Source organism: Campylobacter sp. BCW_6468 (assembly GCF_001762865.1).
Lineage (GTDB): Bacteria > Campylobacterota > Campylobacteria > Campylobacterales > Campylobacteraceae > Campylobacter_D > Campylobacter_D jejuni.
The window spans coordinates 40,466-55,581 of record NZ_MJXQ01000033.1; the positions used below are offsets into that span (position 1 = coordinate 40,466).

At 31.7% G+C, this 15,116-nt stretch carries 14 protein-coding genes and 1 CRISPR repeat array (1 of these 15 cut by a window edge); of the genes, 10 read left to right on the forward strand and 4 right to left on the reverse strand.

Going from position 1 to position 15,116, the window contains the following annotated elements; genetic code table 11:
• Window positions 1-180: direct repeats of the CRISPR family, unit length 36 nt; unit sequence ATTTTACCATAAAGAAATTTAAAAAGGGACTAAAAC; it begins 186 nt to the left of the window's first position.
• Between the two features lie 119 nt (window positions 181-299).
• Genes AJ889_RS04780 through cueO form a run of 4 tightly spaced genes read right to left on the reverse strand, consistent with a single transcriptional unit; the run spans window position 300 to window position 3,705 of the window.
• Window positions 300-1,490, reverse strand: a complete 1,191-nt coding sequence (locus AJ889_RS04780; protein ID WP_002887719.1) for a molybdopterin molybdotransferase MoeA — start codon at window positions 1,488-1,490, stop codon at window positions 300-302.
• Between the two features lie 3 nt (window positions 1,491-1,493).
• Window positions 1,494-1,940 (reverse strand): molybdenum cofactor biosynthesis protein MoaE, encoded by a 447-nt coding sequence (locus AJ889_RS04785; protein WP_002858889.1) that lies wholly within the window; start codon window positions 1,938-1,940, stop codon window positions 1,494-1,496.
• Window positions 1,941-2,162: a MoaD/ThiS family protein gene (locus tag AJ889_RS04790; protein ID WP_002779488.1), complete on the reverse strand. Its 222-nt coding sequence runs from the start codon at window positions 2,160-2,162 to the stop codon at window positions 1,941-1,943.
• 1 nt (window position 2,163) lies between these two features.
• Complete coding sequence (gene cueO / locus AJ889_RS04795) at window positions 2,164-3,705, reverse strand: multicopper oxidase CueO (RefSeq protein WP_070293280.1); 1,542 nt, start codon at window positions 3,703-3,705, stop codon at window positions 2,164-2,166.
• A gap of 123 nt (window positions 3,706-3,828) precedes the next feature.
• Between cueO and nspC the strand changes: the two genes are divergently transcribed.
• From nspC to yedF, 10 genes are all read left to right on the forward strand, one after another.
• Window positions 3,829-4,977 carry a carboxynorspermidine decarboxylase gene (gene nspC / locus AJ889_RS04800; RefSeq protein ID WP_002858888.1) on the forward strand — a complete coding sequence of 383 codons (1,149 nt, stop codon included), beginning with the start codon at window positions 3,829-3,831 and terminating at the stop codon, window positions 4,975-4,977.
• A gap of 303 nt (window positions 4,978-5,280) precedes the next feature.
• Complete coding sequence (locus tag AJ889_RS04805) at window positions 5,281-5,994, forward strand: molecular chaperone (protein WP_002851502.1); 714 nt, start codon at window positions 5,281-5,283, stop codon at window positions 5,992-5,994.
• On the forward strand, window positions 5,969-6,160 hold the full coding sequence (locus AJ889_RS04810) for a twin-arginine translocation signal domain-containing protein (protein ID WP_002803269.1): 192 nt from the start codon (window positions 5,969-5,971) through the stop codon (window positions 6,158-6,160). Before AJ889_RS04805 ends, AJ889_RS04810 begins: the two co-directional genes overlap by 26 nt.
• Window positions 6,160-8,964 (forward strand): formate dehydrogenase subunit alpha, encoded by a 2,805-nt coding sequence (locus AJ889_RS04820; RefSeq protein WP_079263690.1) that lies wholly within the window; start codon window positions 6,160-6,162, stop codon window positions 8,962-8,964. The genes AJ889_RS04810 and AJ889_RS04820 overlap by 1 nt, the downstream gene beginning before the upstream one ends.
• On the forward strand, window positions 8,961-9,602 hold the full coding sequence (gene fdh3B, locus AJ889_RS04825) for a formate dehydrogenase FDH3 subunit beta (RefSeq protein ID WP_002851264.1): 642 nt from the start codon (window positions 8,961-8,963) through the stop codon (window positions 9,600-9,602). The genes AJ889_RS04820 and fdh3B overlap by 4 nt, the downstream gene beginning before the upstream one ends.
• Window positions 9,599-10,531 carry a formate dehydrogenase subunit gamma gene (locus AJ889_RS04830; protein WP_002851174.1) on the forward strand — a complete coding sequence of 311 codons (933 nt, stop codon included), beginning with the start codon at window positions 9,599-9,601 and terminating at the stop codon, window positions 10,529-10,531. Before fdh3B ends, AJ889_RS04830 begins: the two co-directional genes overlap by 4 nt.
• A gap of 166 nt (window positions 10,532-10,697) precedes the next feature.
• The gene (gene fdhD / locus AJ889_RS04835) at window positions 10,698-11,480 is read left to right on the forward strand and encodes a formate dehydrogenase accessory sulfurtransferase FdhD (RefSeq protein WP_002858885.1); all 783 of its coding nucleotides are present in this window, start codon (window positions 10,698-10,700) and stop codon (window positions 11,478-11,480) included.
• Window positions 11,473-12,210 (forward strand): winged helix-turn-helix domain-containing protein, encoded by a 738-nt coding sequence (locus AJ889_RS04840; RefSeq protein WP_002822570.1) that lies wholly within the window; start codon window positions 11,473-11,475, stop codon window positions 12,208-12,210. Before fdhD ends, AJ889_RS04840 begins: the two co-directional genes overlap by 8 nt.
• Before the next feature lie 112 nt (window positions 12,211-12,322).
• Window positions 12,323-14,425, forward strand: coding sequence for an aspartate chemotaxis receptor CcaA (ccaA, locus tag AJ889_RS04845; protein WP_032584569.1), 2,103 nt, complete (start codon window positions 12,323-12,325; stop codon window positions 14,423-14,425).
• Window positions 14,426-14,535: 110 nt separating this feature from the next.
• On the forward strand, window positions 14,536-15,108 hold the full coding sequence (gene yedF / locus AJ889_RS04850; protein WP_002860696.1) for a sulfurtransferase-like selenium metabolism protein YedF: 573 nt from the start codon (window positions 14,536-14,538) through the stop codon (window positions 15,106-15,108).
• The last annotated feature ends 8 nt before the right edge of the window (window positions 15,109-15,116 follow it).

The following is a 15,116-nucleotide window of genomic DNA, read 5'->3' on the forward strand; positions in this document are numbered from 1 at the left end:
TACCATCACTATATTTTACCATAAAGAAATTTAAAAAGGGACTAAAACTAAAGCTATCTTTAAACTTTTTTTTCATTTATTTTACCATAAAGAAATTTAAAAAGGGACTAAAACTAAAGCTATCTTTAAACTTTTTTTTCATTTATTTTACCATAAAGAAATTTAAAAAGGGACTAAAATAAACCCTAGTGGATTGAAACTCCGCTAGGGCTAATTACTCCACTAAAAGGAGGTTGCGAATTTGAAACTTATTGAAATTTAGGGTTGATTAAAATCGAAATAAAATTATTTAAATAATTTTAAGGCATAAAGATAATATCCACTAAACTTTCATTTTCTAAAATTTCACATTCTTTTGGCGCCACCATAAGGGCAGCTTTATTGTTAAGATTGTTTATAATCGCACTAGAGCCTTCTTTTTTGCCTTCAAGATTGGCTAAAATGCGTCCATTTTCAAACTTTATGTTACAAGCGACAAATTCCAAATAAGGTGTTTTTTTCTTGTAACTTCCTTGTAAAAAGGCTTTGCAAATATAGTCTTTAGGCTGAAGTAACCAAGAGTTTAAAATCTCTCTTGCGTAAAGATTAAACATTACCATAGCCGAGTAAGGAAAACCTGGTAAGGCGATGATGAATTTTTCATTAGCCTTAGCTATTTTGATATGTCTACCTGGTTTTATGTCGGCTTTATCGATGATGATTTCGTATTCTTTGATGGCTTTTTTTAAAAAGTCAAAATCTCCCATAGAAACCCCGCCCGTTGTAACCAAAATATCACAACTTTGCAAAGCACTTTCAAGGGTGGAAAAAGTGGCTTTCTCATCATCTTTTAAAAGAGGAAAAACCCTTGTATCGCAATTTAAATTTTTAGCTAAATTAGCTATGGCGATATGATTTGAAGAGCGGATTTGAGCAGGATTTTCCAAGGCTTCTCCTAGATCTTTGATCTCACTTCCACTACTTAAAACCCCTACAATAGGCTTTATAAACACACTAATGTGAAAAAATCCAAGTTCAGCTAAAAGAGCTATCTCGCTATAATTTAACTTTGTGCCTTTTTTGAGTAAAATTTCATCTTTTTTATAGTTTTCTCCTACCGCACGCACGGCAAAAGCTTGGGGAACTTTTTTTTCTATAAAAAGAGTATCATTTTCTATGCATATATTTTCAACAGGGACTAAAGTATCGCTTCCTTCGCTCATGAGTGAGCCTGTAAAGGTTTTTACACAAGTGCCATTTTGCACGCTAAATTGTGGCATAGTACCCGCAGGTGTGATACCTAAAATTTTTAAAGGCTTATCTTGATCTTCAAATTTGATCGCATAACCATCCATAGCCGAAGTTGGAAATTCGGGCTGATTTTTAGGGGCTTTTATGTCTTGAGCTAAAATGCGTCCTAAACACTCTGTAAGAGCTATTTTTTCAATCTTTTCATAAGTTTTAATATGAGAATGTAAAATTTTTAAACTTTCTTCATAAGACATTAACATTTTTTATCCTTTTAAAAGTCCTGCACCGCAAAGTTTGGTTGATCTTTCTTTGGCATAAATTCTTTCTTTGTTTATCACATCATACTTCCAAATGGGCGCACTTGCTTTAAAATCTTCAACAAATTCATTAAGAAGTTTAAGTCCTAATTTTCTTTGTTTGCTTAAAATTCCTGCAAAATACGAGCTTTCATGTATCGCTACATCGCCTATAGAGTGAGCAAAAAGCAAGCTAATACCATCAAAATCTACTCTTTTTTGCCACTCATCAAACCATTTTTTTAAAAGCGGTTCATAAATATCAAAACTAAGTGCCTCAATACCTCCTTCTTCACGCACAATACCACAAAAAGTCAGTAAAGCACCGCAGTTTTTATCCTTGGAAAATTCATACCATTGGCTATAAATTTTAGGAATATCTAAAGAACCTTGATAAAGTGTAAAATGTTTCATTTAGCCTCCACAAACTGGCGGTAAAAGTGCTATTTTATCACCATCTTTTAACTTGGTGTTTTCATCAAAAATGATTTCATCATTTAAAGATACAGCACAAAGTTCTAGCCATTCTTTTAAACTCTCATCTTTTTGCAAAATTTCTTTTAATTCTTTTAAATTTTTTACTTCAAGTTCTAAATTTTCTTTATTTATGGGGCCTAAAAATTCCACTTTTACCATTTTATTCCTTTACTTCTAAATTTCCCATCATTCCTAAATCTTCATGTTCTAAAATATGGCAATGATACATTCTAAGTCCTTTAAAATCTTGTTTCATTCTAAGTCTTAATTCTTCATTAGGACGCACATTTATAGTATCTCTGAAGGCTCTAAATTCGGCTTTTTGAACTTTGCCATTGAGTTTTGATGAGATGAGTTCAAATTGCGTGCCGTGTATGTGGAAAGGATGATCCATGTGAGATTTGTTTATCACTATCCAGTCTTCAACTACTCCAAGCTTGGAGCTTAAATCAATGCGTTTTAAATCATAGCTTTTGCCATTGATTAAAAACATAGACGCAAGAGCGATTTTTAATTCGCTTTCACTTTTTCCCATCATACCATGCATTTGCATATGATCTTCACTCATGATTATTTCTTTAAATTCCTTAGGTTCTTCTGAAGGTTTGAAAATTTTTAAATTTTTTGGAAGTTCTACATTTTCTTTTTTTAGACTAATATTAGCTAAAAATAGGGTATTAGGTTCTTCTTTTACCATCATTTTATCCCTATCATAATAAGCACTTTCTAGCTTAAAATTCCCATCTTTTGGAGCGTCGATTAAAACTTCTACACGAGAAGCAGGACTTAAGAAAAGTTCTTCTTTATAAATAGTTTTTTCTATAAGTCCACCATCAGTACCAACAAGTATAAACTTAGCTCCTTGTATGCGTAAATTTAAATATCTTGCCGCAGTAGCATTATAAATGCGTATGCGTTCGTTTGTGGCGAGTTTGATTTGAGGTTTAAATTGTCCATTAATGAGTACAAATTCTCCTTCTCTACCATTTAGCCAATCATTTAGGTTGTTGTTCGGAATTTGAGCGTTTTCATCAAGACGCAAATCGCTAATCATCAAATCTCTTTCTTTTAAATGACTTAAAGCATCTTTTTTTGCTTTGATCACAAAAGCCCCTGCTAAACCCATAAAAACTTGTTTAGAAGCGGTATAATGAGGGTGTGGATGATACCAGTAAGTTCCTGCGCTATCTTGAGGAATTTTAAAACGATATATTCTTTCTTCTCCTGCTAAAATAGGATCATGTGGGCTTCCATCTTGATCAGGCGGCACAGGAACGCCATGCCAATGTATAGTTGTAGCTTCTTTGAGTTTGTTTTTGACTAAAATTTCAAGTTTATCTCCTTCAAAAACTTCTATTTTTGGAGCAGGCACGAGGCCATTGTAAGTATAAAATAAGGTTTTTTTACCTTTGATAAGCTCTATATGATTTTCTTTGATTTCTAGGGTAGCACGAAAAATATTTTTTTCTTTACTTTCATTTTTGAGTAAAGGCAAGGCTTTTAAAATTTCTCCTTGGGGGAATTGTTTTGGATCTAAAAGTTTTAAATTTTTTGGAGCAAAGTTGATAAAAGAAGTATCTAAGTCATGATTTATAGAATGATTTTTATGCATGGAGTGCATATCGTGCATAGGATTTGCATAGGCTACACCCATACTTGCTAGAGTGAGTGCATTAAATTTTAAAAAATTTCTTCTATTCATTAGTTTTTCCTTTTGCTTGATTTTTTGTATTATAGTCATTATTTTTTTAACTTTAGTAAATATTTATTTTGAAAATTTGGTTTAATTTTGTTATGATTTTAGCAATTTAATCAAGGAAAAATAATGTTTTATGAAAAAATTCAAACTCCAGCTTATATTTTAGAAGAAGATAAATTAAGAAAAAATTGTGAGCTTTTAGCAAGTGTTGGTGAAAAAAGTGGTGCTAAAGTGCTTTTAGCTTTAAAAGGTTTTGCTTTTTCAGGAGCGATGAAAATTGTTGGAGAATACCTAAAAGGTTGTACTTGTAGCGGACTTTGGGAAGCAAAATTTGCTAAAGAATACATGGATAAAGAAATTCATACTTATTCACCTGCTTTTAAAGAAGATGAAATAGGTGAAATAGCCAGTTTATCTCATCATATAGTGTTTAACTCTTTAGCCCAATTTCATAAATTTCAAGCTAAAACACAAAAAAATTCCTTAGGTCTTCGTTGTAATGTTGAATTTTCTCTAGCCCCAAAAGAACTTTACAATCCTTGTGGAAGATACTCAAGACTTGGAATTCGTGCTAAAGATTTTGAAAATGTGGATTTAAATGCTATAGAAGGACTTCATTTTCACGCACTTTGTGAAGAAAGTGCTGATGCTTTAGAAGCAGTTTTAAAGGCTTTTGAAGAGAAATTTGGCAAATGGATAGGGCAAATGAAATGGGTGAATTTTGGAGGAGGACATCACATCACTAAAAAAGGCTATGATGTTGAAAAACTTATTGCTTTGTGTAAAAATTTCAGTGATAAATATGGCGTGCAAGTTTATCTTGAACCAGGCGAAGCGGTGGGTTGGCAAACAGGAAATTTGGTGGCTAGTGTAGTAGATATCATAGAAAATGAAAAACAAATTGCTATTTTAGATACTTCAAGCGAAGCACATATGCCAGATACTATCATCATGCCTTATACAAGTGAAGTTTTAAATGCTAGAATTTTGGCCACAAGAGAAAATGAAAAAATTTCAGACTTAAAAGAAAGCGAATTTTCCTATTTGCTTACTGGAAATACTTGTTTAGCAGGTGATGTAATGGGAGAATACGCCTTTGATAAAAAGCTTAAAATCGGCGATAAAATTGTTTTTTTAGATCAAATTCATTACACCATTGTGAAAAACACAACTTTTAATGGTATAAGACTTCCAAATCTCATGCTTTTAGACCGTAAAAATGAACTTCAAATGATAAGAGAATTTTCTTATAAGGATTATTCTTTAAGAAATTAGTATTATTTATAATTTGCATAAAATGTTAATTTTACTCGGAAGAGAATCAAAGATGTAAATTTTATGCAAAGTATTTTATTTTTTCAAATATAAAATCAACTCAAATATCTAATTTTCAATACTTTGGTATGATTTTTTAATATTTTAAATCCTTGTGGAATTTTATTGAAATTCAGTGATTTTTAAATCAAATAGTATTAAGATAAATCGATTTAAAAATCGGCTTTAAAATGAATATTAGGTATATTTTGCATAATATTCATTCAAGCAAAATTTAAAGCTATTTTTGAAAATTTTGAATGCATGGGAGCTTTAATGGATTTGGAAAAATTAAGATTAGCTAGAAGTCTTTATTATCAATGTCTAGGAGAGCTTTTTGTTTTTTCATTTTCTGAAGAAAGATTGTCAAAATTACAAGAGTATTTAAAGACAATGCAAGAATGTTTATTTGATGAAAATTTAAAATCAAATTTTGATATCTTGCTTAAGCATTTAGATGATGAAAATTCTATACAAGCATTTTTTAAAGAATATGATTTGCTTTTTTTAAGTCTTAAAAATAGCATTCCAACGACTTTTTCTTACATAGAAGAAGGTTTTGAAAATTCAAATCCTTTACTTTGCGTGCGTCAAATTTTAGTCAAAAGTAAAATAAGACGCAATGAAAAATTTTTTAAAGAAAGTGAAGATAGTGTTGGATTTTGTTTATTGTTGATGAGTGAATTTTTAAGGCAAAATGAAGATGATTTAGCCAAAGAGCTTTTTGAAAAAGTGATCAATAAAAGCATTGATGAGTTTTTAGGCGATGTTTTCATGAATAAAAATGCGAATTTATATAAGGAAATTGCAAGTATTGCATCGGCTTTTATGGAATTTGAAAGACTTTGCTTTGAAGTGGAAAAACCTGCAAAAATAAATTCTAAAAAAGTGCAAAACGATCTATCGCGTTCAGAATTTTTAAGAAGAGAAGCAAATAAACAAAGGAGGACTCGTGAAAAATCGCAGGGAATTTCTTAAAAAATCCGCTTTTGCCTTAGGGGCTGCTGGAGTGCTTGGTAGCACGACTTTAGCTCTAGCTAAAGATGAAGAAAGAAAAGATTTGGTTAAAGGTAAAAGTAAGAAAAAAGAAGTGCTTTTTCAAAGAAGTGCTAATTGGGAAAAATATTATATAAAGGCTGAGTAATGTCAAGTGTAGGTGAAAATATCAAGCTTACGCGTCGTTCTTTTCTTAAAATGGCAGCACTTTCAAGCCTAGCAACACCGTTGCTTGCTAGAAGTGAAACTTTAAGAGAAGCGAGTGCTGATGAGCTTAAAGAAGCGTATGAAGGTAGTAAAAAAGTAAAAACAGTTTGTACAGCCTGTTCTGTAGGCTGTGGGATTATTGCAGAAGTGCAAAATGGTGTTTGGGTGCGTCAAGAAATTGCTCAAGATCATCCTGTGAGTTCAGGTGGACATTGCTGCAAGGGATCTGATATGATCGATATGGTGCGTTCACATGTGCGTTTAAAATATCCTATGAAAAAAGAAAATGGAGAATGGAAACGCATAAGTTATGAGCAAGCTTTAAGTGAGATCGGAGAAAAACTAGCTGCTTATCGTAAAGAAAATCCTGAAAGTGTTATGTTTTTAGGTTCTGCAAAACTTAATAATGAACAAGCTTATTATATAAGAAAATTTGCAGCATTTTTTGGAACGAACAATGTAGATCATCAAGCTAGAATTTGACACAGCGCAACAGTCGCCGGTGTGGCGAATACATTTGGTTATGGCGCTATGACAAACCATCTTGGAGACATTCAAAGAAGTAAATGTATCATTATCATTGGAGCAAATCCAGCGGTAAATCACCCTGTGGGTTTTAGACATTTCTTAAAAGCAAAAGAAAAAGGTGCAAAGCTTATCGTTGTAGATCCTAGATTTACAAAAAGTGCAGCAAAAGCGGATATTTATGCAAGAATTCGTCCAGGAACTGACATTGCTTTCATGTATGGAATGTTAAAAATCATTTTTGATGAAGGCTTGGAAGATACAAAATATCTTGATGAAAGAGTTTTTGGAATTGATAAAATTCGTGAAGAAGCAGCAAAATGGACAGCTGAAGAAGTGGAAAATGTTACAGGGATCTCTAAAGAACTTTTGGTGCAAATCACTCACGAAGTAGCTAAAAACAAACCAACTACGCTTATTTGGGCTATGGGTTTAACTCAACATACTGTAGGAACTTCAAATACACGTTTAGCACCTATTGTGCAAATGGTACTTGGAAATATAGGTAAATTTGGTGGTGGAGTTAATATCTTACGCGGACACGATAATGTTCAAGGTGCTTCAGATATGGCTTGTTTGAGCGAAAATTTACCAGGTTATTATCCTTTAAATGAAGCGACTTGGAGATACTATGCCAAAATTTGGGGTGTGGATTATGAGTGGCTTTTAGGAAATTTTGTAAGCAAAGATTGGATGCATAAAACTGGGCTTTCACTTGCTAGATGGTGGGCAGCGGCTTTAAATGGAAAAGATGGAAATGATGCTATCGATAATGCAGGAACGCCTTTAAAAGCTTTAGTAGTTATGGGAAATGGTATTACTTCGACTGCACAACAAGTAAAAGTTAAAGAAGGTTTGGAAGCTTTAGAGCTTTTAGTTTTAGCCGATCCTTTTGTAAATGAAGCAGGGATTATTGCAGAAAGAAAAGATGGAATTTATCTTTTACCTGCAGCAACACAGTTTGAAACAAGCGGAAGTGTAACAGCAACAAATCGTAGCGGACAATGGAGATTTAAAGTTGTAGATCCACTTTATGAAAGCATGGAAGATCAAGAAATTTTATTTGAGCTTGCTAAAAAATTAGGTTTTTATGAAGACTTTACCAAGACTTTACGCGATGAAAAAGGTGAGATTGTTTGGCCTGAAAATGCAACAAGAGAAATTGCAAAAGCAGTTAGAAGTATAGGGCTTAATGGTTGGAGTCCTGAAAGGCTTAAAAAGCATACTTTATACTGGGATAAATTTGATGAGGTAACTTTAGAAGGAAAAGACGAAGTTGCTGGCGAGTATTACGGGCTTCCTTGGCCTTGTTGGAGTGATAAGCACCCAGGTTCTCCTGTGCTTTATAATACCGACATTGAAGTAGCAAAAGGTGGTATGGGCTTTAGAAACAATTTTGGACTTGAATATGAAGGAGAGAGTTTACTTGCTAAAAATGCACCTTTAAATTCACCTATTGATACAGGTTATCCACAAATTACTAAAGATAATATAGAAAAAGTTTTAGGTATTACTTTAAGTGCTCAAGAAAAAGAAAAAATGGGATCAACTTGGTCTTATGATGATAGCAATATCATAGCAACTAAATGTATAGAAAAAGGCATAGTTCCTTATGGAAATGCTAAAGCTAGAGCTGTAGTTTGGACTTTTAAAGATAAAATTCCACTCCACCGTGAGCCTTTACATTCTCCAAGAAACGATTTGGTGCAAAAATATCCAAGTTTTGAAGATCAAAAAGCGCTTTACCGCGTGGATACTAAATTTGTTTCTGTGCAACAAGCTAAGGATTATTCTAAAGAATTCCCGCTTAATCTTGTTACTGCAAGACTTGTGAATTTAAATGGTGCAGGTATGGAAAATAGAGCATCTATGTATCTAACGCGTTTAACACCTGAAATGTTTTGTGAGATCAATCCTCAATTAGCAAAAGAGCAAGACATTAAAGCAGGAGATATGATTTGGGTGCATTCTCCAGAAGGTACTAAAATTCATGTAAGAGTGAAGGTTAATCCAGGTGTAGCAAAAGATATGATTTTCTTGCCTTTCCATTTTACAGGAGTTATGCAAGGCGTGGATTTAACGCACAATTTCCCAGAAGGAACTAAGCCTTATGCAAGCGGAGAAAGTGCTAATACGGTAACAAATTATGGTTATGATATCATGTGTCAGATTCCAGAGACTAAAGGTGGACTTTGTAGAATCAGTAAGGATGGAAAATGAGTAAGGTAAATTTTGCAAATTTAGAAAAAGAACGCTTGAAATTCTTTTGTGATAATGAGCGTTGTATTGATTGTAATGGTTGCGCGGTAGCTTGTGATGAAGCACATGAGCTTCCTATTCATATTCGCCGCCGCCGTGTGATTACTTTAAATGAAGGAATTCAAGGAAAAGAAGTTTCAACTTCTATTTCTTGTATGCATTGTGATGATGCTCCTTGTTCTATCGTTTGTCCTGTGGATTGTTTTTACATCCGTGCTGATGGTATTGTTTTGCATGATAAAGAAATTTGCATAGGTTGTGGATATTGTCTTTATGCTTGTCCTTTTGGTGCACCACAATTTCCAAAAGATAGTGTTTTTGGAAATAAAGGCATTATGGATAAATGTACTATGTGTGCAGGTGGCCCTGAAGCAACGAATTCAGAAAAAGAAAGAGAACTTTATGGTCAAAATCGTATCGCAGAAGGAAAAGTCCCTGTATGTGCTGCGATGTGTTCGACAAAAGCACTTTTAGTAGGTGAAAGTTCTAAAATAGAAGAGATTTATCATAATAGACTTATGAATAGAAATTATGGCATTCCAAATCCTTCGGAAAGTTTGGAATGGAAGATTGCTTACACAGGAAAGGAACGCTTATGAGAAAAGTATTTGTAACGCTTTTATTAAGCGTAGTGAGTTTATTTGCTTATGGTAGCGAGAGAATGGGACAAGATACTCAAATTTGGGATTTTCATCGTATTACAAATATCCCAAATTATGATACTTTTGGCAAACTTTGGACAACTTTGCAAGGTGAATATATAGCTACTATAGCTTTAATCGCTGTTATTGCGGTATTGTCTGCATTTGCTTTGCATTATATGGTTATAGGACCTAAGCAATTTTCACACGATGGAAAGAAAATTTATGCTTTTACATTATTTGAAAGACTTTTTCATTTTATCGCAGCGATTTCTTGGGTGATTTTAGTGCCAACTGGTTTTGTGATGATGTTTGGAGAAGTTTTTGGGGGTGGAGTTTTTGTAAGGGTTTGTAAAAATTTACACGCTTTTGCAACGATTTTGTTTATCATCTCTATAATCCCTATGTTTTTATGCTGGATTAAAAGAATGCTTCCTGCAAGTTATGATATCAGATGGATGATGATAGTAGGTGGTTATTTAAGTAAAATCAAACGTCCTGTACCTGCAGGTAAGTTTAATTTTGGTCAAAAATCTTGGTATTATATAGCTGTATTTGGTGGATTTTTGATGATAATTACAGGTGGATTTATGTATTTTCTTGATTTTAATTCCACGGCAATTCAAGGTCTTTTTGGTTTAACTCAAATTGAACTTTTGAGAATTTCAGCTATAGTGCATAATTTCTTGGGTATAGTGTGTGCAGTGTTTTTTGGTGTGCATATTTATATGGCAGTATTTGCAATCAAAGGCAGTATCCATTCTATGATTAGTGGTTATAAAGAAGAAGAAGAGGTTTATATTTTACATTCTTATTGGTATAAAGAATTAAGCAATAAAAAGCAAATTGAACCTAGTTTTTCTTATGATCCTAATGTAAAAATTTAATCTTTAACCGCTATGTTATTACATAGCGGTAGTTTTAAGCTTTTTTGAAATAAATAGAACGAATTTTCTTTTATAAGTTGAATCTAAAATCTATTTTTCCATATATAAATTTGTTATTTATGTTTTTTTGATATAATATTATTTAAAGATATTTAAAGGATAAGGTATGGATCCGTTATTTACAACTCAAATTTTAAAATATAAAGGTGATGAATCTTTTACATGCAATGATACTTTAGTGCGTGAAATTAAGCTTGAAATTTTTATTAATGATGAAAAAGTAGGTGCTTTAATGGCAACTCCTGTAGATGAACAGGCATTAGCAATAGGATATTTAATGAGTGAAAATATCATTGCGAAAGTAAGCGATATTGAGAGCATAGAAACAAAAGATGATGGTATGAGTGTGCATATTAAAGCAAAGATTGATAAAGAAAATTTAGCAAAGCTTAATGCTGAAGGTGTAGTTATAAGTGGTTGCGGTAGAGCACATACTGCCAATATCGATCCAGAAGCTATTGAAGCGAGTAAAATTAGTTCTGATGCAAAATTTAGCAAAGATGAAATTTTAAAACAAATGAGTACTTTTTATACTCAATGCGAGCTTTACGAGAAAACAGGCTGTGTGCATACGGCTAAGCTTTTTGTAGATGAGAAAACTTTTTTTATAGGTGAAGATATAGCTCAACATAATACCATAGATAAAGCTTTAGGAAAAGCACGTTTAGCTGGGGTTGATTTAAGTCAATGTTTTTTAATGGTTAGTGGAAGGCTAAGTTCTGAAATGGTAGCTAAAGCAGTTATGCATAAAATTCCAGTGCTTGTTTCACGCACGGCTCCTACTTGTTTAGGGGTTATGATAGCAAGAAAATTTGATTTAACGCTTTGTGGTTTTGCTAGAGAAAATAAGATCAATATTTATAGTGGAGAATTTAGAATTCATGGATAAAAATCAAGAAAAAGAAATCATCTCATATATGAGAGAATTGTTAAATAGCAATGAAAAATTAGATTGTGGTACGGCTTTTAAAATTGCAAAGAAATTTAATATAAATATAGAAAAAATCGGACAATTAGCCGATGAAAATCACATGAGAATTGATAATTGCGAGTTGGGGCAATTTGGACATTTAGATTTTGAAAAAGCAAAGATTGAAGTGCTTAAAAAAATAGAACCTAGTTTAGATGAAAAGCGTAGAATTTTTTGTAAAGATGCAAGAGATATTGCTAAAGAAGGTTGTGGACTTAAAAGTATGCGTTCAGCTTTAAAAACTTATAAGGTTGATGTAAAGTATTGTCAACTTGGTTGTTTTAAAGAAAAAAAAGGTAAGCAATTTATAGTAAGAACAAAAACTTGGATTGAAAATGCGGATGGAGATTTGCTTTTTGGTCGAGGAAAAACAGAACTTTTAGAACTTATCGGACAAACAGGTAGTTTATTACATGCTTCTAAACTTATGGGGATTAATTATAAAAAAGCTTGGATGCATTTACAAACCTTACAAAAAAATTCTCAAGAAATTTTAGTTAGCACAAGACAAGGACGCTCTAAAGAATCAGGAACAAAACTTACTCCTAGAGCTATGGAATTGATGGAAAATTACTCTATTTTGCAAAAAGACATAGAAGAATACGCTAATAAACGCTTTAAAGAATTGTTTTTAAAAGGAAAAAAATAAATCTTCTATCAAAAAATACTAATACATAATTTTTTTATAATTAATTAATATTATTTTTTTAAAAATATGTTAAAATTAGAATCTAAATTTTTTATTTTTTAGGAGTTATAAGATGTTTAAATCTTTAAATATAGGTTTAAAACTTATTTTTTCTGTGGCAGCTGTTGTTGTTATTGGACTTGTTATTTTAATTTCATTAATCACAAAACAAGTAAGTCAAAATATTACCAAAAATACAGAAGATATTCTTGCTTCTATCACGAAAGAATATGCTACTCAAACTCAAGGAATTTTTGGGGAAATGATCGCTTTAAATAAAAGTATTTCAGGTACTTTAACAGAAATGTTTAGATCAACCTCTAAAGAAGATTTAGATATAGACAATATAACAAATATTATAACCAATACTTTTGATAATAGTGCTTATTCTAATTTTACTTATTTATATCTTATTGATCCGCCAGAATACTTTAAAGAAGAGAGTAAATTTTTTAATACTCAAAGTGGAAAATTTGTTATGCTTTACGCTGATGAAGAAAAGGATAATAAAGGCGGAATAAAAGCAATACAAGCTAGTGATGAAATAGCTAATCTGCAAGTTGTGCAAGATATATTAAAAAAAGCAAAATATGGGGAAAATAAAGTATATATAGGCCGTCCTATTAAGATGAATTTAGAAGGTCAAGATTTTGATGCTGTAAATGTTGCTATGCCTATTTTTGATCGAAAAAATCAAGTTGTAGGTGTCATAGGCATGACTTTAGATTTTTCAGATATTGCTACTTATCTTTTAGACCCTAAAGGTCAAAAATATGATGGTGAATTAAGAGTTCTTTTAAATTCAGATGGTTTTATGGCGATACATCCAAATAAAAATCTAGTTTTAAAAAATTTAAAAGATATCAATCCTAATAAAGGTGCACAAGAAACTTATAAGGCCATAAGTGAAGGAAAAAATGGAGTTTTTAACTATATAGCTTCTGATGGTGATGATTCTTATGCTGCGATTAATAGTTTTAAAGTGCAAGATAGTTCTTGGGCAGTTTTGGTAACTGCTCCTAAATATTCAGTATTTAAACCCTTAAAAAAATTACAATTAATTATTCTTGGTGCATCTTTTATTTTTATTTTTGTTGTTTTAGGAGTGGTTTATTATTGCGTAAGAAAAATTGTCGCATCTAGATTGCCTGTGATTCTTAGTTCTTTAGAATCATTTTTCCGTTTTTTAAATCATGAAAAAATTGAACCTAAGGCTATTGAAATTCGTGCTAATGATGAGCTAGGAGCAATGGGAAGAATCATAAATGAAAATATTGAAAAGATTCAAATATCTTTAGAACAAGATCAAAATGCTGTAGATGAATCGGTGCAAACTGCTAGAGAAATCGAAAAGGGTAATTTAACTGCAAGAATTACTAAAAATCCTATAAATCCTCAATTAGTAGAACTTAAAAATGTTCTTAATAGGATGCTTGATGTTTTACAAAGTAAAATTGGTTCTAATATGAATGAAATTAATAGAGTTTTTGATAGTTATAAGGCTCTTGATTTTAGTACAGAAGTATTTAATGCTAAAGGTGAAGTTGAGATTACAACTAATATTTTAGGCAAAGAAATTAAAAAGATGCTTTTGGCTTCTTCAAATTTTGCTAAAGATTTAGCCAATCAGTCAAAAGAGTTAAAAAATTCTATGCAAAAACTTGCTGATGGCTCTAATGCACAAGCGAGTTCTTTAGAACAATCGGCTGTAGCCGTAGAGGAGATTAATTCTTCTATGCAAAATGTAAGTGGAAAAACAGTTGAGGTTGCTTCACAAGCTGATGATATAAAAAATATTGTCAATGTGATTAAAGATATCGCTGAGCAAACGAATCTTCTTGCTTTAAATGCAGCTATTGAAGCTGCACGTGCTGGAGAACATGGGCGTGGTTTTGCAGTTGTTGCAGATGAGGTAAGACAGCTTGCGGAAAGAACAGGAAAATCCTTATCTGAAATCGAGGCAAATATTAATATACTTGTTCAAAGCGTAAATGAAGTAGCAGAATCTGTAAAAGAACAAACAGCAGGAATCACACAGATTAACGATGCTATAGCACAACTTGAAACTGTAACTAAGGAAAATGTCGAAGTTGCAAATGTCACCAATAATATAACAAATGAAGTCAATCAAATTGCTGCGGCAATTCTTGAAGATGTGAATAAAAAAAGATTTTAAAAAAGCTCATTTTTGAGCTTTTAAATTTTTTCTATATTATTTAAAATTTTTAAACACAAAACAAGTAATAAAATAATATTATTTTTCAAAGCTAATATCAAGGAAAAATAATGAAAATTGATTGTCGCAATCTATCTTGTCCTCAGCCTATAGTTGAAACAAAAAACGCTCTTGAAAAACTTCAAGAAAATGAAATTTTAGAAATTGTTTTAAATTCTATTATTTCAAAAAATAATGTTGTAAAATTTCTTAACTCTTTAAATTTAAACCCTGTTGTAGATGAAAATGCACAAGAGTTTTGCATCAAAGTACAAAAAAAGAATTTTGATTCTAGTAAAGTAAATATTCACGATTATAATGTTTTATTTTTAAAAACCGACAAAGTGGGTGAGGGTGAATTGGGACAAAATTTACTTGTAGGATTTTTAAGTACCTTAAAAAATTTAGATCATGCTCCAAGTAAAATTCTTTGCGTAAATGAAAGTGTTTTAATCAATGTTGATGAAAATCATAAAGCACATTTAGCTATGAAAGAACTTGAAAATTTAGGTATTGAGATCATAAGTTGTGGAGCTTGTCTAGAATTTTTTAATAAAAGCAAAGAACTTAAAATAGGAAATATAGGCAATGCTTATGAAATTTTAAACGAGCTTTTTGGTAAAGCAAAAATCATTACTCTATAAGGAAAAAC

Bases quoted from the DNA above. Each gene is read 5' to 3' on its own strand.
- AJ889_RS04780 (WP_002887719.1), bottom strand. From the start codon at position 1,490: ATGTTAATGTCTTATGAAGAAAGTTTAAAAATTTTACATTCTCATATT.
- AJ889_RS04785 (WP_002858889.1), bottom strand. From the start codon at position 1,940: ATGAAACATTTTACACTTTATCAAGGTTCTTTAGATATTCCTAAAATT.
- AJ889_RS04790 (WP_002779488.1), bottom strand. From the start codon at position 2,162: ATGGTAAAAGTGGAATTTTTAGGCCCCATAAATAAAGAAAATTTAGAA.
- cueO (WP_070293280.1), bottom strand. From the start codon at position 3,705: ATGAATAGAAGAAATTTTTTAAAATTTAATGCACTCACTCTAGCAAGT.
- nspC (WP_002858888.1), top strand. From the start codon at position 3,829: ATGTTTTATGAAAAAATTCAAACTCCAGCTTATATTTTAGAAGAAGAT.
- AJ889_RS04805 (WP_002851502.1), top strand. From the start codon at position 5,281: ATGGGAGCTTTAATGGATTTGGAAAAATTAAGATTAGCTAGAAGTCTT.
- fdh3B (WP_002851264.1), top strand. From the start codon at position 8,961: ATGAGTAAGGTAAATTTTGCAAATTTAGAAAAAGAACGCTTGAAATTC.
- AJ889_RS04830 (WP_002851174.1), top strand. From the start codon at position 9,599: ATGAGAAAAGTATTTGTAACGCTTTTATTAAGCGTAGTGAGTTTATTT.
- fdhD (WP_002858885.1), top strand. From the start codon at position 10,698: ATGGATCCGTTATTTACAACTCAAATTTTAAAATATAAAGGTGATGAA.
- AJ889_RS04840 (WP_002822570.1), top strand. From the start codon at position 11,473: ATGGATAAAAATCAAGAAAAAGAAATCATCTCATATATGAGAGAATTG.
- ccaA (WP_032584569.1), top strand. From the start codon at position 12,323: ATGTTTAAATCTTTAAATATAGGTTTAAAACTTATTTTTTCTGTGGCA.
- yedF (WP_002860696.1), top strand. From the start codon at position 14,536: ATGAAAATTGATTGTCGCAATCTATCTTGTCCTCAGCCTATAGTTGAA.